Origin of the sequence: Sphaerochaeta globosa str. Buddy, from assembly GCF_000190435.1 — a bacterium.
GTDB classification, from domain to species: Bacteria; Spirochaetota; Spirochaetia; order Sphaerochaetales; family Sphaerochaetaceae; genus Sphaerochaeta; species Sphaerochaeta globosa.
In genome coordinates this window covers 1,256,967-1,273,931 of record NC_015152.1, presented here as the reverse complement: position 1 = coordinate 1,273,931, position 16,965 = coordinate 1,256,967, and the positions used below count along the sequence as shown (strand labels likewise).

14 protein-coding genes are annotated in these 16,965 nt (G+C 46.1%); 7 read left to right on the top strand and 7 right to left on the bottom strand.

Annotated elements, in window-relative coordinates; genetic code table 11:
- Positions 1–73 precede the first annotated feature (73 nt).
- Positions 74–739, top strand: a complete 666-nt coding sequence (gene trhA / locus SPIBUDDY_RS05995) for a PAQR family membrane homeostasis protein TrhA (protein ID WP_013606860.1) — start codon at positions 74–76, stop codon at positions 737–739.
- On the opposite strand, the gene SPIBUDDY_RS05990 is transcribed toward trhA, so the two are convergent.
- Positions 726–1,412: a TlpA family protein disulfide reductase gene (locus SPIBUDDY_RS05990; protein ID WP_013606859.1), complete on the bottom strand. Its 687-nt coding sequence runs from the start codon at positions 1,410–1,412 to the stop codon at positions 726–728. The two genes, trhA and SPIBUDDY_RS05990, sit on opposite strands and share 14 nt — an antisense overlap.
- A 9-nt stretch (positions 1,413–1,421) precedes the next feature.
- Positions 1,422–2,093 carry a cytochrome c biogenesis CcdA family protein gene (locus SPIBUDDY_RS05985; RefSeq protein ID WP_013606858.1) on the bottom strand — a complete coding sequence of 224 codons (672 nt, stop codon included), beginning with the start codon at positions 2,091–2,093 and terminating at the stop codon, positions 1,422–1,424.
- Positions 2,094–2,155: 62 nt separating this feature from the next.
- Here SPIBUDDY_RS05985 and SPIBUDDY_RS05980 point away from each other — a divergent pair, with 62 nt between their 5' ends.
- From SPIBUDDY_RS05980 to SPIBUDDY_RS05965, 4 genes are read left to right on the top strand one after another with little or no spacing between them, the layout of a single operon-like run.
- A complete protein-coding gene (locus SPIBUDDY_RS05980) occupies positions 2,156–2,944 on the top strand; it encodes an RsmB/NOP family class I SAM-dependent RNA methyltransferase (RefSeq protein WP_013606857.1) in 789 nt (262 codons plus the stop codon).
- A complete protein-coding gene (locus SPIBUDDY_RS05975) occupies positions 2,941–4,059 on the top strand; it encodes a DUF362 domain-containing protein (RefSeq protein WP_013606856.1) in 1,119 nt (372 codons plus the stop codon). The genes SPIBUDDY_RS05980 and SPIBUDDY_RS05975 overlap by 4 nt, the downstream gene beginning before the upstream one ends.
- 11 nt (positions 4,060–4,070) lie before the next feature.
- Complete coding sequence (locus tag SPIBUDDY_RS05970; protein WP_013606855.1) at positions 4,071–4,553, top strand: COG2426 family protein; 483 nt, start codon at positions 4,071–4,073, stop codon at positions 4,551–4,553.
- A gap of 6 nt (positions 4,554–4,559) precedes the next feature.
- Positions 4,560–6,578 (top strand): ATP-dependent helicase, encoded by a 2,019-nt coding sequence (locus SPIBUDDY_RS05965; RefSeq protein WP_013606854.1) that lies wholly within the window; start codon positions 4,560–4,562, stop codon positions 6,576–6,578.
- On the opposite strand, the gene SPIBUDDY_RS05960 is transcribed toward SPIBUDDY_RS05965, so the two are convergent.
- Together SPIBUDDY_RS05960 and SPIBUDDY_RS05955 are read right to left on the bottom strand one after the other, a co-directional pair.
- Positions 6,575–7,774 (bottom strand): hypothetical protein, encoded by a 1,200-nt coding sequence (locus SPIBUDDY_RS05960; RefSeq protein ID WP_013606853.1) that lies wholly within the window; start codon positions 7,772–7,774, stop codon positions 6,575–6,577. The genes SPIBUDDY_RS05965 and SPIBUDDY_RS05960 overlap by 4 nt on opposite strands.
- A gap of 600 nt (positions 7,775–8,374) precedes the next feature.
- On the bottom strand, positions 8,375–9,520 hold the full coding sequence (locus SPIBUDDY_RS05955) for a hypothetical protein (RefSeq protein WP_013606852.1): 1,146 nt from the start codon (positions 9,518–9,520) through the stop codon (positions 8,375–8,377).
- A 769-nt stretch (positions 9,521–10,289) separates the two neighbouring features.
- Between SPIBUDDY_RS05955 and SPIBUDDY_RS05950 the strand changes: the two genes are divergently transcribed.
- Positions 10,290–11,363, top strand: coding sequence for a hypothetical protein (locus SPIBUDDY_RS05950; protein ID WP_013606851.1), 1,074 nt, complete (start codon positions 10,290–10,292; stop codon positions 11,361–11,363).
- Between the two features lie 84 nt (positions 11,364–11,447).
- Positions 11,448–13,568, top strand: coding sequence for a glutamine synthetase III family protein (locus SPIBUDDY_RS05945; RefSeq protein WP_013606850.1), 2,121 nt, complete (start codon positions 11,448–11,450; stop codon positions 13,566–13,568).
- A 19-nt stretch (positions 13,569–13,587) separates the two neighbouring features.
- Here SPIBUDDY_RS05945 and SPIBUDDY_RS05940 read toward each other — a convergent pair whose 3' ends face one another.
- From SPIBUDDY_RS05940 to SPIBUDDY_RS05930, 3 genes are all read right to left on the bottom strand, one after another.
- Entirely contained in the window at positions 13,588–15,198 is a 1,611-nt protein-coding gene (locus SPIBUDDY_RS05940) for an alpha-amylase family glycosyl hydrolase (protein ID WP_013606849.1), read from the bottom strand.
- A 477-nt stretch (positions 15,199–15,675) separates the two neighbouring features.
- Entirely contained in the window at positions 15,676–15,930 is a 255-nt protein-coding gene (locus SPIBUDDY_RS05935) for a hypothetical protein (protein WP_013606848.1), read from the bottom strand.
- A gap of 2 nt (positions 15,931–15,932) precedes the next feature.
- Complete coding sequence (locus SPIBUDDY_RS05930; protein WP_013606847.1) at positions 15,933–16,694, bottom strand: ParA family protein; 762 nt, start codon at positions 16,692–16,694, stop codon at positions 15,933–15,935.
- Positions 16,695–16,965 lie beyond the last annotated feature (271 nt).

Below are 16,965 nucleotides of genomic sequence, written 5' to 3'. Positions count from 1 at the left end.
ATAAGGGTTCAAATCTACCATTGATTCAAGGAGCTGGGAACACTATCGTATGCCCCAGAGGAGATTTCACGGTATGACATTCACGCAATGGCTCGAAAAGCATATTACTTTGCATACGTATGACGACCCGAACGCTGAAAGGGAGAACGCAATCACCCACGTGGTGGGCGTCGCTTTGGCATGTGTTGCCTTTGTGGCAATTCTCTTACGGCTGCCATCGATAGAGTCACCTGCACTACGCTTGGGCATGGTAGTCTGGGCGCTTAGCATGATACTGCTGTATGGAGCCTCAGCGCTCTATCACGCTCTTCCCTACGGTAATGCAAAGCGCATCTGCAGAATTCTCGATCATAGCAACATCTATTTCCTCATTGCCGGGACCTATACACCCCTGATGCTCTCGATCAACACGAGCATAGCATACAAGGTGGTTATTCTGGTCTGGGCGATTGCCCTGCTGGGAATAGTATTCACCCTTGTTTTCTGGGGAAAGCTGAAAGCCTTGCATGTACTCTTATACTTGGCGATGGGTTGGTTGATCGTAATTTTCTGGAAGGACATCGTTCCCTTTCTGCCACAAGGGCTCTTGGGTTGGGTGATTGCAGCTGGATTGACCTACAGTATAGGAGTCATATTTTACGCAAGCAAACGCATCCCCCACTACCATGCCATTTGGCATCTGTTCTGTATCGGGGGAAGTGCGCTGTTCTTTGCGGGGTATATGATTACTCTTGTGTAAGCAGGCTATCCAGGTTTTCCTGAAGAACTGACTCACTTACAAAACCCAAATATCCATTTGCCAACGTACCATCAGCATTGATGAACACTGTTGTAGGTAGGCTGTTGGTCTGGAATATATAGGCAAAAAGGCCTTCATCGTAATAGACCGGTCCGGTAAACGGGAAGTCGCGGATGAAGGCCTTTACCGTCTCCAGAGTCTCTCGCTGGCCGTCTAGTGCATCCAGGAAAATAAAGCTTATTTGGTCCTTATAGGTGTCGTATTCTTTCTGGAAATGGGGAAGTTCCTGCTTGCAGGGTGGGCACCACGAGGCAAAGTAGTTGATCACCACGGGCTTTCCTTGGCTGACTTGCGCAAACGTAGTCTCATTCCCATCCAAGGTGAACAGAGGGATATTGGGCATTCTGGGCTCTTCTTCAGGGCCTTGCGTCGTAGCCGTTGGCTCTTGTCCTACCTCTTTGGTCTGTATCTCCTCAGCCTTTGCAGGGACAGGCTCGGAAATGTTGGTTTGGACCTTTGGTTTCGCATCCGAGCCGGGTACTGCTACCACCTGGGGCGTAAATGATACGGAGGGTGTACTGTCACGCAACTGGTTGTAGGCCACCGAGGCAACAACAATGAGAGCGACAAACGAAAGGACCAATATAATCAGATTGCGAGATTTCTTATGCATAGGAGACTCCTATAAAAAGAGTGCGGCTGGGTTGAATCCAAGGGTCAAGGCAACGCCGAAGGCCAAAAGGAACAGTCCGCTTATGATGGTGATGAGTTTGGCATGCTTCTTGATGGTTGAAAACACACCTTCGAGCTGCTCCAGCAAAAGGGCTGAAAAGAGAAAAGGAATTGCCAACCCCATTGCATAGAAGAACAGGGTGAGCATCCCCTTATACACAAGTTCTGCATTCGCAGCCATCATGAGGGCCGAGCCCAACAGCGGCCCGACGCACGGAGTCCATCCGATGGCGAACACCAGACCGAACAACATCGATTTGGGTATGTTCATATTTTTCAGACTTTTCATCTGGACTTTGTGATTATCGTTGAGAGCCGGAATGAGGACGAATCCCAGATTATTGAGGGCGAAAAGAATGACAAGAACCCCGCCGATGCGGTTGAGCAGCAACAGGTGTGTGCTTAGGTACTTTCCTACCGTTGTCGAAGCTGCCCCGAGGGCAACAAAAAGAATCGTGAACCCGACGACGAAGGCAATGCTGTTTTTAAGCAGAACACCCTTCTCTTGGTCTTTCTGAACCACCCCGCCTGCAAGGTAGGAAAAATACAGTGGCAGGATGGGCAGAATGCAGGGACTTATGAAACTGATTATTCCTTCGAGGAATGCGGTAAAGTATGCCATGGCTGAGCATAGCATAGGTCAAAAAGGTTCACAAGAGCCCAAAAAGTTGATACAGTCAGTCCATGGCCAAACAGAAGGGAAAACAGCAAGGTTTTGATGCATTTGAATCGTACTATGCTCAGTTGTATCAAGGACGGTGGGAGTCACTGAAGCAAGCGTTGCTGCTCGAGCGGAAACCGATCGCTTTTGAAGAAGGATTAACCCAACCCTACTATCTTGATGAAGCATCAGTCATTGCTGCAAAGTTGCTCGGGGTCCAGGATGGAGATTCTGTACTGGACATGTGTGCCGCCCCCGGAGGCAAGTCACTGGTCATGGCGGCTGCTTTGAAAACACAAGGAAGTCTGGTCGCCAACGACCGTTCCGCGACTCGTAGGGGACGCTTGAAGCAAGTGCTTAAGGAGCATTTGCCTGAAGAGCTATTCACCCGAATTATGGTTACCGGCCACGATGCAACGCGCTGGTCGCTCTACGAGCAAAACAAGTATGACCGGATTTTACTCGATGCTCCGTGCTCGAGTGAACGCCATGTCCTCTCAGACCCTAAGGCTTTGGCCATCTGGTCTCCATCGCGGCCGAAGCACCTTGCCATCCAGCAATTTGCCATGCTTGCTTCAGCCTTGGAAGCGGTGAAAGTGGGGGGCTATATCCTGTATAGCACCTGCTCGATCAATCCGATGGAGAATGAGATGGTGATCGATAAGCTGTTCGACAAACGCGAGGGTCGATTTACCTTGGAAAAACTTGATCCCCCCTCGAGCGAAAGCTGCCGTCATGGTTCCATTATCCTCAGCGATACTGCTTCGGGACGGGGACCTCTCTATTTTTGCCTGATCAGGAGAACAGTATGAGCACTGTCGCCATTGTACGTTGCGAGAGTTATGACCAGATTGCAGTCGATGCCGCCGTACACGAGGCTTGTCTGCTAGCCAATATGCCGAATGTTGCAGGAAAGACCATCCTGCTCAAACCGAATATCCTTTCCGATGCCAAGGAAGACCGCTCTATCACCACCAATTCCCAGGTGGTTCGATCGATGGTGAGGCTGTTGAAAGAACAGGGGGCAAAGCGGATTCTGATCGGCGATTCACCCGGTTTGCAAAAACCTTCATTTCTGCCCAAGGCCTGCGGCATCTACGAAGTCTGTACACAGGAAGGAGCCGAATGGGTCGACTTTACCAAGCAACCCCGCCTTACCTCCATCCCCTATACCCATGGCAAGCAGTTGCCGCTTGCTTCCATCCTGGATGAAGTGGATATGGTGTTCTCTCTTCCCAAGTTCAAGACCCATCAACTCATGTATACCACAGGGGCGGTAAAAAACCTTTTCGGGTTGGTTCCCAACCTCTACAAAAGTCCGTGCCATGTCCAATTTCCCACCAGGGAGCAGTTTGCCGCCCTGATGGTCGGCATCGCTACGGTAGTAAAACCTTCCTTCAGTCTGATGGATGGCATTATCGGTATGGAAGGCCCCGGTCCTGCCAATGGGAGACCGCGGCATGTAGGACTGCTGCTTGCCAGCTGCGATGCTCTTGCCCTTGATTATGCCCAAGCCACCATCATGGGGTATGAGCCCAAGAGCATTCCCATCATTGCCGAAGGGCTCAGACGCTCGTTGGGTTCGGCTCCTACCGTCTATCCTGCTTTGGATGCAAGACAGCTCATTCTCCCCGATTTCCTTCGCATTGAGATGGATAAAAAGACTCGGTTCTTCCACTCCCTGATCATTCCCTTCCTAGTAGGCAAATATGTCCGCTGGAAGGTAAAGCGGGAGCGCAAGGCCCCTGTTTTTCTTCCCGATCCGTGTATCCAATGCCGTAAGTGCATTGACATCTGTCCTGCAAATGCCTTGACGATGGAGCATAAACGCATCATTATCGACCCAAGTGTATGCATACGTTGCTATTGTTGTCATGAGGTCTGCCCGGCATCAGCCATCGCTGTCGATGAAGTCATTACCTCCTAAAGGATTGCTTTATGGAACCATCCACACTTTTTATCAGTATCCTGCTTTCCTTGCTTCCCATCAGTGAGTTGCGCGGGGCTATCCCGTATGCCTATTTCAACGGCGTCTCCTTGTTCCTTGCCGCCCCGTTGTGCATTTTTGTCAATGCTCTTGTAGCACCGATCGCCTATACGTTCTTGGCTACCCTCCATAAGGTCTTCCATGCCCATTGGCTCTGGTACGCTTCGTTCTTCGACCGTTTTGTCGCCAAAGCCCAATTGAAAGTGAGCCCAAAGGTCAACAAGTACGGATACTGGGGAATTTTGCTCTTCGTTGCAGTTCCCCTTCCGGTAACCGGAGCGTGGACGGGGACCTTGGGTTCCTGGATTTTGGGTCTTGACAAGCGAAAGACCATGATGGCAGTATTCGGCGGTGTTATCGTCTCCGGTCTGATTGTCACCTCGTTGGTAGCGCTTGGGGTAGGAATCGATTCGGTATTTATCAAACGAATCTGAGGTATCATGTATTTCAATATAGAGAAGGAACTCAATGACCAGCAGTGCAAAGCTGCTGCAACCCTATATGGCCCGCTGCTTGTCATTGCAGGAGCCGGCAGCGGGAAAACCCGTATGCTCACCTATCGAATCGCCAACATGCTGCAGAACGGCATCAAGGAAGAATCGATACTCGCCCTCACCTTCACCAATAAGGCAGCGAAGGAGATGGGAGAACGAATCCGTTCACTGACCAATCTCAAGCTGAAGAAGCTGACGACCACCACTTTCCACTCGTTCGGCATGGGCGTATTGAAACAATACATCCAATATCTTGGTTTCAAAAACAACTTTACCATCTATGACACCAATGACCGCATGGCTTTGATCAAGGAGGTTATCCAGAACCTCGATTACGTGGTCGAAACCTTCGACCTGTATGAACTCTCTTCGCTTTTCAGTGATATCAAGACGAAACGCAAGGTTTTTGGGGCAAATGCTTCAGACAAAATCAAGAACCTCTATAGTGAGTACGAAAAACATCTGAAGGCTTACAATGCGCTCGACTTTGATGATTTGATCATGAAACCATTGGACTTGTTTGAGAAAAGACCCGAAGTCCTTGAGGCTTTGAGAAGCCGGTATACCCACATCCTTGTTGATGAATTCCAGGATACATCGCTATCCCAGTATCGCATGGTGGAATTGCTCGCCCAAGAGAGCCGCAACCTCTGTGTTGTAGGTGATGACGACCAGAGCATCTATAGTTGGCGTGGAGCGAACTACGAAAACCTGGTGATGTTCGAACGGGACTTCCCCGAGCGTCTTGAGGTCAAGCTGGAGCGCAATTATCGTTCGACCGGCACCATTTTGGAGGCAGCGAACTCCCTGATTGTAAACAACCAGGTGCGCAAGGAGAAAAAGCTGTGGACCGACAGCGGCAAAGGCTCCTCAATCCGTTTGATCCACCCCGCCAATGATGAGGATGAAGCTTCCGTCATCGCCGATGAGATTTTGATGATACATAAGAAAGAGGACCGACCTTTCTCCGACTTCGGGGTTCTGGTGAGAACCAACGGCCTCATCGATTCCTTGGAAACCAAGTTTACCGAACGCGGTATTCCTTCCCAGGTAACCGGCGGGCAGAGCTTTTTCGACCGTAAGGAGATTCGTGACATCATCAGCTACCTGAAGGTAATCGCCAACCAGGACGATGATATCAACCTTCTGAGGGTGATTAACACTCCTAGACGGGGAATCGGACGTACAACGCTGGAAAAGATGCGCAAGGTGGCCGATGACCACCACTGTTCGTTGTATAGTGCATTGACGCTCATGTCGGTTGCAACCGATGGGCAGATCAAGGAAGGGATGCAGAAAACCCTCAAGCGGTTTGCCGACTTCATTGAGGAGTATCATCACCAACTCTTTGAGACAAGAACACAGCGCAACATGGTGCTTCGCACGCTTATCCAGGAAATCGGATACAAGGCATATCTTGAGGCTGAGCATCCGGACAACGAGAACGTTGTTGCCTATAAAATGAAGGGCATCAACATGTTGTGCGACATGCTTGCTCGATGGGAACGCAACCCCGAGAATGCAAAGGCCTCAATTTTCGATTATCTGAACCGCATCAGTCTCGCCGGCAAGGAGAGTACTGAACAGGAGGATGCAGGCAAGATAGCCCTTATGACCATCCATGCTTCAAAAGGACTCGAGTTCGATACCGTGTACTTGGCTGGGGTGGAAGACCAATACATACCCCACGCACGGGCCATCGAGGAGAATCCTGCCAATATTGATGAAGAGAGACGCCTGTTCTATGTGGCTATTACCCGTGCACGCCGCAGCCTGATCATCAGCACGTGCGAAAAACGCAAGAAAGGGCATGATGAGGTAACCAGCCTCCCCTCCCGCTTTCTCGAGGAGATTCCCAAGGCCCTTTTCGATGAGGAGGACCCTGCCAAGGAACTTTCCTCCGAACAGGTGGTCGACAAGCTTAGGCTGTTACGTGAGCGGTTGACATCGAGAAACGGCAGTTAGTTGGGCGTAGTGATTGTCACGGTTATCGTGCCCTGATAAATCCCACTCGCTCTCGAATCAACCTCTGTTTGACTGATTTCCCCGATTATCAGGTCCTTTGAATTACTGCCATACGTCAGATTCTCCCAGGTGTAGGGAGTGCCCTTGATAATGTGTTGAGTATCGAGAAAAAGTTTGTAACTAATTGGAAGGCCTTGCCCATCGAGAGGCAGGAGTAAAAATTCTGGGTTAGTAGGGCTGTTATCGTTGAAAGTAAGTATTTGCGTGTAATAAGTCCCTGACACTCCATTCAGTACCTCAATTTTTGCTTGATTCACTACTGACCTCTGATTACTAATTGCTGACTCTAGTAAAAAAGATGCTTGCTGGGTATGGAAGTTAAAAACAAATGTTGGGAGTTCCGGCGCGTCTCCATAATAAAACCCCGGAGTCCCTGGATCTCCGGGGACAGCAGTGAATGAACTCGGATTGAGAATTGGTGTTGAATCCGGACCTGTAATCCCTTCTACGGATACATAGACTCCTTCAGTTGGATCAGTGATTGTGCTGTTGGCCCCGCTTGCATAGGTACCTACTCCGATTTCGGGAGAGACAGCAACCCCGATGCTGAAATAGGGACTAAAGGAACCATTAATGATATACGGCGTGTCAAGTTTGAAGAATCGGCCATCGGTGCCTAGATTTGCAGGTAAAGAAGCATCATACCTTCTGCCATTATCAGAATTAGTGTTGACCAAATAAATCTCAACATAAAAAGGCTTTGCTGTAATTGTCACACCATCCCACTGGTTATTTTGCTCAATCATAGGCCATTTATCACCATATAAGGTTTCAATAACTGGGGAACCCCCATAACCAGTAGGATAGGAAACACTTAAAACCTTGAAAGGTAAATATGTTCGAGTAGTATAAGCTCCGCCTTCCCAATCCTTGTAGAGTCCTGTCATGGTAATTCCACTTCCAATTTCGCTGGTATTGAGAAATGATGGATTGTAGAACGGACCATCAGAAGTGATGATAAAAGTCCCTAATTTAGTCCCTACAACCGACTGATCGGAAAAAATACCAGGGGCAAGTTCCAAATACAGGGGAGATTCCGGTACATACGACGCTTCGAGAACCAAAGCAACTAGCGGCACACTGACAGTTAGTGTTATGAGAAGTAGACATAAGAAATATCGCTTTCTCTTCATCATTGATAGTATTTCCTTTGAAAACACTCCTTGCATAAACGAAGCCACATCAAACTTCTTTATATCACTAAATTCTTACACTATCAAGTTGTAGTTTTGAAATTACATTCTCTACTTATAATGATTTGAGCAATTGAAACACAATTGTGTAAAGTATCAAGATCCCTAGACCTTCATTTGATAAAGACAAAAATGCACATCCAATGTGTGGCTACCGAACCCACCAGCAATCGCTGGTTGCGCTGGAATTGAAAGCCAGGGCAACTAAAGCCTAATCCATAGCCCTTTGGCAAGAGTCTGCTCGTTGAAGATTGCTGCCGAGAGGATGGAATACCCCAGGCTTCAGGACTGAGCTTCCACGTAGGTGGAGGCGAAATGGGAGACTTTTCTCATCGTAAGCAATGTCCTTGTCATCCTCTGCTGAAAGGTTTACTTCGAACTGAACTTGGGAAACAAAGAGACTACCAACCGTTGCTTTCGTTTCTTGGAAGAGATTCAAAATAGGTTTTTGATAAAGATGATCCTGCAGGAAAAACTTACCATCGAACTAATACTGAAAAAGCTAAGACTAGTACATGAACGGTTAGCATCAAGAATCAGCGGTTAGTTGGGTGTGCTAATTGTTACCGTAATCGTACCCGAGTATGTGCCGCTGACCTTGTTGATAACATCAGATTCATTGATACCACCGATCATCAAATCCTTGGCATTTAGTCCTGGATTAATATTTTGCCAAAGAAATGGCGTCCCTTTGGTGATTGGATCATTGTCCAAATAGAGCTGGTAATCGATTGGAGAAGCTGATCCAATTGAAGGGAAAAGTTGAAAACTGGTGGCAGTACTGGTGTCGGTAAAGGTCAAATTTTTTGTATACGTATCTCCTGCTACCCCATTATCCACTTGAATAATTGCTTGGTTGACTGTTACTTTTCCACTCCCAAAAGCTGACTCCAAAGAAAAAGAGACTTCAGGCTCAAAAAAATTGAAATAAAACGTAGGAAAGAGGGGAACATCCCCATAATAGAATCCTGGAGAACCAGGATCATCAGGATTGGTATACCCGCCTGATCCGATGATTGGCGTACTGTCCGGGCCATCAACACTATCGGTTACGACATAGTCCCCTTCAACTTCATTCACAGTACCATCATCATTAGTATATGATCCCAAGTTTGTGTCTTCATCCATAGCAACGGCTACACTGAATCGTGGGTTGAAACCGGAAGGCAGGAGATATGGAGAATCCAATTTGAAAAACTGTGCTTTCCGCCATAGACTCTGGGCGTTCCGATTTGTTTTATTCGTGTTTACCAGATACATTTCAACATAGAAAACCGACTGGGTTATCGTGTTGGAATCCCAATCAATAATCGGCCACAGGTTGTTGTATAGCGTTTGGAGTACAGGCTCTCCACCCAACCCACTTGGATATGCAGCGCTGATGATATAAAACGTATTGGTGTTTTGCACAAATGGGCCGTTTTGGTAGTCCTTCATTAAGCCAGTAACCTGTATGCCATCGCTGGCTTCACCAATATTTACCAGCGAGGGGGTATAAATCTCTCCCGTTGTAGAGGTGATAATAAATGTGCCCAGTTTTGCCCCTAAAACCGTATCACTGGTAAATGGCCCGGGAGCAATTTCTAAAGTAATCTGTGATTCTGGAACATATGTCGCTACTACGGCAGCAAACAAATGTGGAAATACCACACTTGATAAAAGCACTACTAAGATCAATTTTGCTCTCATATCCATTCATTCCTTCATATTCACCTATCATACTGCTACTACGCACATGATATGTCATATGTTATAGGTTAATTTCAACAACCATGGTACCAAGGACTATTTGTAGTCCATATTGGAATAGTAATAAGTATACACCATTGAGTAACTGTCTGTCTAATCCTTAACTATTAAGGAAATTCACTCTTTTATAATAGTTGGTTTGTAATTTAAACAAAAGGATAGGACATACATTCATCATTTCTGGTATGTCACACCTAGACCAATTCATAAGAAGATATCGATTCCCTAGCATGCTGGAATGTGAAACCCATTTATAAATTGTCAATACACCTTTTCCTGCATTGGAACTTTCTGCACTACCAAAAAGGCAACTGCATCCACCCATTTTGTACGCTATTATGAATAAGCTTTTATAGCTGTTTTGGAGAATAGATTGTTCATCACCTACCTCTCTTTTGAGGGATCTGTAGAGGTACATCCGTACACTAACAGCCGCTAGGGGCAAAGTTATCCAGAGTACCAATAGATTTGGGGGTGGGAATTTTGAAATGTAAGGAATTCTCAAAGCAAAGAAAATTGGAGTTGCCGGTATAGACCAGGGTATTGTGCAAAGGGCTCCTGAAGGCAGCTAAAGTAGCATAGGAGTAGTCAATACGCCTACCCCGTAAGCTTGGAGAAAAATTACCCTCTTTCGTTCAGAATCAAATGAACCCTGCTTATTCAACAACATCCTCTTGTCTTATGAAAGCTTCTTCGGTAGCATAAGGATATGGGAAAAATTCGGACACTCTTGCTAATATGCCTACTATTGTTATCTGCCCACCTGTCTGCTCAGATTACTGCTACGTGGGTACCCAAGGATGTGCTCTACTTTGAGCAAGGATTCAGTCCGCTCAATTCCAACAAGCTGGTTGCCCATATGGGTACCTTGACGATTACTACTGGGGGAAGCCAACTCTTTGATCCCAACATTCTCAACATAAACCTTTCGACTAGTTTTCAGTTCACCGGCCCCATCACCTGGAGCAATGATTGGCAAACCGGCTTACCTATTTACAACAATCAGGCCACCTACTTCACCTTGTACGCAGTATCAACAGTAAAGGGTGCCACCCAGGTCAATCCGTTATACCAAAGTGACGGGTCGCAACCCTTGCGTACAGAAAACGGCAATCTAAACCTTGCAGTGTTCATTGCCGACTTGTATTTGGTAAGCGACCAGGATTGGAGGCGTTTCCAGCCAGGGGCTCAGTACACGCTTACCAGCGGCACCTTTGGAGGTTTCCAAGTGGCTGTCGCCGATAACGGCGGCGGCTATTGGCCTGGGAATGACACCCTTATTCCCGTGAACAACAGCAGCCCTACCGATACCACCCCAATCTTGAGCAGTGGCACGTCCGCCCCTCCCCCGCCTGTCCCCTACGGAGAGCCGGTAAGCCAGGTTACGTACACGCTCAGCATTCTCGATGAGCAGAGCTTTACTATCACGGGTGCCTATGGAACAAGTATTGCGAAGGTGGCCCGCGCCCAACTGAGTGTGGCCAATGCACTCACCTCAAAAACATATGGGGTGAATGTTGTGTTCACCAACCAATACAACAGTCCCAGTTTCAGCCTGCATCTGGATGGGATTACCAACCAATATGCCATTCCCTATACACTGCGGTTCAACAGCCAGGATGTACTAGGAGGATCGCCGATCAGTTGGACCGGGCTGAACAACGGAACGTTTATCAGGGATATCGAAGCTACAAGGGTCGATAGTTTCAAAGCTGAAATGGCTCCTGCAGGCCTCTACTCTGATACCATTACTGTCAATATCACACCAATCGACACTATCTAGAATCAGCTAAGAAGCTTCTCTTCTTGCAATACTCCTACAAAAGTGTGTATTGTCAGAAACATACGATTAGGGAGGAAGGGCATCATGTTCGATATCGACTACGCAAAAACCCCGGTTACCGATTTCTACGGCATCAACTGCTTTACTGAAACAGAAATGGGTAAATATCTCAGCGACCCCACCATCAGGGAGCTGAAAGAGGTCCAGCGTGGTCAACGCGAACTTACCAGTGAGCTTGCTGATTATGTTGCCAGTGCAATGAAGCAATGGGCCCTTTCCAAGGGAGCAACGCATTTTTGCCATTGGTTCCAGCCGTTGACCGGGCTTACCGCTGAGAAGCATGACTCCTTCATCAGCCCTACCAAGGGGGGAAAAGTCTTGCTGGAATTTTCCGGCAAAGAGTTGATAAAAGGCGAAGGCGATGCTTCCTCATTCCCCAATGGAGGGCTCAGGGCCACATTTGAGGCGCGAGGCTACACTGCATGGGACACTTCATCACCTGCTTTTCTCAAGGATGTGAATGGAGTAAAAACCTTATACATCCCCACTGCATTCTTCTCCTACAATGGAGAGGCTCTGGACAAGAAAGTGCCCCTTCTGCGTTCCAATCAGGCTTTGGAAAAACAGACCTTGCGAGTCCTCAGGGCGTTGGGCAATACCAAGGCGAAACGAGTTGTAATCAATATCGGTCCTGAACAGGAGTACTTCCTGGTGGACAAGAAGTTCTACGATCAGAGACCCGACTTAAGGCTCTCCGGTCGGACTGTCATGGGAAACCTCGCAGCAAAAGGCCAGGAGCTCAACGACCATTACTATGGGACTATCGGAGACCGTGTTACGGTTTTTATGAGCGAGCTCAACTATGAGCTGTGGAAGCTCGGTATCAGCAGCAAGACACAGCACAAGGAAGCTGCTCCCAACCAGTTCGAGATTGCCGTCGTCTACGATGCTGCAAACTTATCCACCGACCACAACCAGCTGTTGATGGATGTACTGCAGATGGTAGCACTTCGGCATGGCATGGTAGCGCTTTTGCATGAGAAACCCTTTCTGGGTGTCAACGGGTCGGGCAAGCATGACAACTGGTCGCTCTCTACCGAAGACGGGACCAACCTGCTTGCACCGGGCAGCAATGTGGAGGACAATCTCCAGTTCTTGATTTTCCTCACCTCATTCATCAAAGCGATGGATGAGTATGCCCCACTCATCCGTTGTGGAGCGGCAACGGCCGGCAACGACCATCGCCTGGGTGCATCCGAAGCGCCTCCAGCCATTATCAGCATATACCTGGGTGATCAGCTTACTTCCATTCTCGATACCATTACCATGGAAGGATGCTGTGCCAAGAGTGACCGCCAGTTCGTCAAAATGGGTATGACCATGCTGCCGCAGCTGCCCAAGGATCTGACGGACCGCAACCGCACCAGCCCCATCGCCTTTACCGGAAACAAGTTTGAATATCGTATGGTAGGCTCTTCTCAATCGATGGCCGATCCCAACATCTATATCAATGCTGCTGTTGCCCATGTTCTGGAAGAAGTCGCCCTCCGTCTTGAGGGTGCACAGGATATCGCACTCGAGTCGCATGCAATCATCCGTGAATTCTATCAGGACCACAAACGAATCGTTTTCAACGGCAACGGCTATAGCAAGGAATGGAAGGAAGAAGCCCTTAGTAGAGGCCTTCCTGATTTCAAGGATACAGTAAGTGCACTGCCTCAGTTGGTAAACGAGAAAAGCATCGAGCTTTTTGAAAAGCAAAAGATTTTTACCCGATCGGAAATCTCCTCACGGCTGGAAATCAATTTGCAGACCTACAGCAAACAGATCAATATTGAAGCTTCCATCATGGTTGAAATGTGCAGAAAGTTTGTCATTCCTTCAGTCATACGCTACGTTGGCACTCTTGCTGACTCCATTGCGAAACAAGAGGCCATAGGGTTTGAGGTTGCAATTCAGCGGCAGACAATTTCTACGGTCCAAAACGCCTTGAATCAGGCAATCGAAGGAACGGAACTGTTGCATGTCTGTATTGCCAAGGCTCTTTCCTACAAGGATGAAGTACTCAAACAAGCACAAATCTATCGCGATGAAGTAGTTTCACAAATGCAAAACTTGAGAAGCCATCTCGACCTCATGGAAACCTACACGGATAAGACATTCTGGCCGTTCCCCAGTTATGACGATTTGCTTTTCAGGCTCTAGGAACTGAAGCACCCAGCATCTATTGTTTGGACACCAAACGATAGATGCTGCCTTGGTAGGGCTGCATGGTAATTGCATGCAGGCTGTCCATTTCAGGTTCCTGCACCATATGAGTAGAGAACAGCTTCTCACAGCGGATGTCTTTGTCCTGCAACAATGGGATACCGAACGTCTGTATCTTTCCACTCATATTGAGAAGAATCAGCCTTTGATCTTCATCAAGTTCCCTGCAATAGGCAAGAATATGGATGCAGGTCGTGTCAATGAACGAACACAAGCCAAGACGTAAAACAGAATCCTTATTGCGCAATCCTAACAGCTTTCTATAGAAATGAAGCATTGAATCATCTTCAAGTTCCTGATTCTCAACCGAATAACGGTTCGCTGCTTTTGCAAAGGGGAGCCAACTTTCTCCCGTAGTGAAACCGTTCCCTTCTCCCGTGCTCCAAATCATAGGACCACGCTCAGGATCACGACCTGGATGAAATGGCCAATACCGCTTTCCCAAAGGATCATACATTGCTGATCGGGATACCTTGGAGTTGGGGATTCCCAATTCCTCGCCATAATACAAGAAAATTGCACCACGCTGGGTGAGCAGAAACATCGCTGCCAATCGTGCCTTATTTTCATTTCCCCGTAAACGGCTTATTAGTCTCGGAAGGTCATGATTGTTTAATACCCAAGTCGGAACCCTATGTTTTCCTACAGCCTCATACCAACGCTTGGCTACTCTTTTCCATTTCAGAGCAGAAAACCGTGTATAGGCAAGCGAGAAATCAAAGCAAAGATGTAGCTCATCCTGAAACCTTCCCAAATATGAGGCAGCCAGCTCAGGCTCTCCTGGCAGCTCCACCATTATCTCGCCTACAAGCATACGCTGATCATAACCGTCGATCAGTTTACGCATCATTTTTAATTTCTGATGTGATTCAGGTCTGTTGCGGTCAAAAATATGGCGCTGCATATCATAGGGACGAGGACGGGATCCAAGTATTTTGGGATTATTTCGAAAGGCATCGTCTTTGATGATGCAATTGATGACGTCCAATCGAAACCCATCAACACCCTTATCCAACCAAAACTTCAACTGACTGAAAATCGCATCCACAGCTTTGGGATTTCTCCAGTTCAGATCCGGTTGATCAGGCAAAAACGAATGCAAGTAGTACTGTTTTCGAAGAGAATCATATGTCCAAGCCCGCCCGCCGAAGGCTGCATACCAATTGTTGGGAATGGTATCGGACCATATATAGAAATCTGACTTCTCAGTATCGCGGGATTGTTTACTTTCAATGAACCAAGGATGTTCCTTTGATGTATGATTGAGAACCAAATCGAATACAACCCGAATATTTCGCGTATGAGCTTCTGCAATAAGATTTTCAACGTCCTCCATGGTTCCAAAAACAGGATCGATTGCGCAGTAGTTTGAAACATCATACCCAAAATCAGCCATAGGAGAGAGAAAAATGGGACTGAGCCAAATAGCATCGATCAGCAGTGTTTGCAGGTAATCCAGTCGCTGAATAATTCCAGGGATATCCCCTATTCCATCCCCATTGCTATCCTGAAAACTCCTCGGATAGATTTGGTACACAACACAATCTTGATACCATGCTTCTGCCATGTTCTCGCTCCTCGCAGCCAGTATACTGTAGGTTATCTTTGGGGACAAAAGAATTTTACAGACCTATAAAATTTTTCTGTTATAGCATTACTTTCTAGTATGCTACTTTTTATATACTATTACAGTCTTTTATTATATATTTTTATTATATTACCATAGTGTATCCATTATTTTCTATATCGGTTAAGTATCTATATAATGCTATTTATTATATATTTAATATGTATATGATATATCTGTATTACTCATAACCAACTACAAATATTACCATAACTAATATATTATTTTGATATTTATTTTTATAGTATTTTGTATTATTTCGATACATTTTATATTCATATTTAAAATGATTATAATATATATTTAATAGCATAATTATTAACTATACCAGTAAATATTAATGACATACCAATAGAATTGTAGTAAAAACTACAATTCTTTCCTGGTTGCAAATCGACAGTGTTGCGAATATCAGTACTATTCCTGAGAATGCTTTTTGGAGAATTCTTTTAAAGAAAACCTTATTCCGGCAGCCCAACCCAACCCCATACTCGAGAACAGCTCTTCCAACTCCCGCTTGAATGACGGTTCGATTGAAAAGGTTGTTAACACCTTGTTCTCTTTCTTTGGAGCCCTTGTCTCCTGGGAAAAAAGTTGTTTAGCCTTTTGCCCGCTAATACTGTTTTCGGGGATTACTTCGTTCTCTGCCTCTGGGTTTCTCTTAAGTGCCATACCTATCTCCAAATCTCTTTATTAAGTGTCTGAATCGCGTCAACAGTGCTCTCTTTCAATCCTTTACCTCGTACCTTGAATAGTTGAGGCGCACAACCTGCTTCTTGTGCTTTTCTGAACAATGGATCAACCGGAATCTTATATACAGTAAAAACGCCTTCACATGCTGCAGAATAAATATCCCTATGCTGTCTGATCCTATTGTCAAAGGAATTTATAATAATCTTTGTATGCCTGACAGGTGAGCGTAAGTTTTTTCTCAACTTATTCAGCTCATCAATAAAAATCTCCAATCCATCTAGACTGAAAACTTCAGGGGTCATCGGTGTAATAACTTCGTCACTTGATATGAGTGCTGCGCGTTCTAGACGTCCTAAGCCCGGAGACAGATCAAGAATAATTCGATCATAATTTTCTGATACTTCTTTTATCAAATCTTGCAATACATACGGTTCTTCAGCCAATTTAGTTTCAGAATAAAGCTTGAGGGTTCCTCCGATCCCAAACGTAGGAAGAACAAAAAGGTTCGGTACTTGTGCAACAGATACAATTGCATCCTGGATAAAACACTTTCCTTGCACGACATCGGCCAATTCAAAGGTAGGCGCTTCATTGAGAAACCAAGACGATGCATTACCTTGGGGATCAACATCAACCAACAGAGTACGATACCCATCCAGAGCGGATTGGCATGCTAATGTACCTGAGATAGTAGTTTTCCCTACACCACCCTTTTGCAGGTGGAAAGATATCGTCCTCGCCATATTTTTAACCTTGGTAATTAGTATACTCCGAGTTTTTTCGTCGTACAAGTATTATTCTAAAACTTGTGTATCTACGTATATAATACTATATAAATACAATACAAATAAAAGTATTACTAAGTGTATTACAGTTAAAACAATATTATTTCACTTTTTTTACATGGTATTTCTATTTATTCTTATATATATCTTAATGTGTTTTTATATATATTCATACACAATCATCCATTTGTCTAAACGCATGTCAAATTATCCTGCTATTTCTGAATTA

Bases quoted from the DNA above. Each gene is read 5' to 3' on its own strand.
- trhA (WP_013606860.1), top strand. From the start codon at position 74: ATGACATTCACGCAATGGCTCGAAAAGCATATTACTTTGCATACGTAT.
- SPIBUDDY_RS05990 (WP_013606859.1), bottom strand. From the start codon at position 1,412: ATGCATAAGAAATCTCGCAATCTGATTATATTGGTCCTTTCGTTTGTC.
- SPIBUDDY_RS05985 (WP_013606858.1), bottom strand. From the start codon at position 2,093: ATGGCATACTTTACCGCATTCCTCGAAGGAATAATCAGTTTCATAAGT.
- SPIBUDDY_RS05980 (WP_013606857.1), top strand. From the start codon at position 2,156: ATGGCCAAACAGAAGGGAAAACAGCAAGGTTTTGATGCATTTGAATCG.
- SPIBUDDY_RS05975 (WP_013606856.1), top strand. From the start codon at position 2,941: ATGAGCACTGTCGCCATTGTACGTTGCGAGAGTTATGACCAGATTGCA.
- SPIBUDDY_RS05970 (WP_013606855.1), top strand. From the start codon at position 4,071: ATGGAACCATCCACACTTTTTATCAGTATCCTGCTTTCCTTGCTTCCC.
- SPIBUDDY_RS05965 (WP_013606854.1), top strand. From the start codon at position 4,560: ATGTATTTCAATATAGAGAAGGAACTCAATGACCAGCAGTGCAAAGCT.
- SPIBUDDY_RS05960 (WP_013606853.1), bottom strand. From the start codon at position 7,774: ATGATGAAGAGAAAGCGATATTTCTTATGTCTACTTCTCATAACACTA.
- SPIBUDDY_RS05955 (WP_013606852.1), bottom strand. From the start codon at position 9,520: ATGAGAGCAAAATTGATCTTAGTAGTGCTTTTATCAAGTGTGGTATTT.
- SPIBUDDY_RS05950 (WP_013606851.1), top strand. From the start codon at position 10,290: ATGGGAAAAATTCGGACACTCTTGCTAATATGCCTACTATTGTTATCT.
- SPIBUDDY_RS05945 (WP_013606850.1), top strand. From the start codon at position 11,448: ATGTTCGATATCGACTACGCAAAAACCCCGGTTACCGATTTCTACGGC.
- SPIBUDDY_RS05940 (WP_013606849.1), bottom strand. From the start codon at position 15,198: ATGGCAGAAGCATGGTATCAAGATTGTGTTGTGTACCAAATCTATCCG.
- SPIBUDDY_RS05935 (WP_013606848.1), bottom strand. From the start codon at position 15,930: ATGGCACTTAAGAGAAACCCAGAGGCAGAGAACGAAGTAATCCCCGAA.
- SPIBUDDY_RS05930 (WP_013606847.1), bottom strand. From the start codon at position 16,694: ATGGCGAGGACGATATCTTTCCACCTGCAAAAGGGTGGTGTAGGGAAA.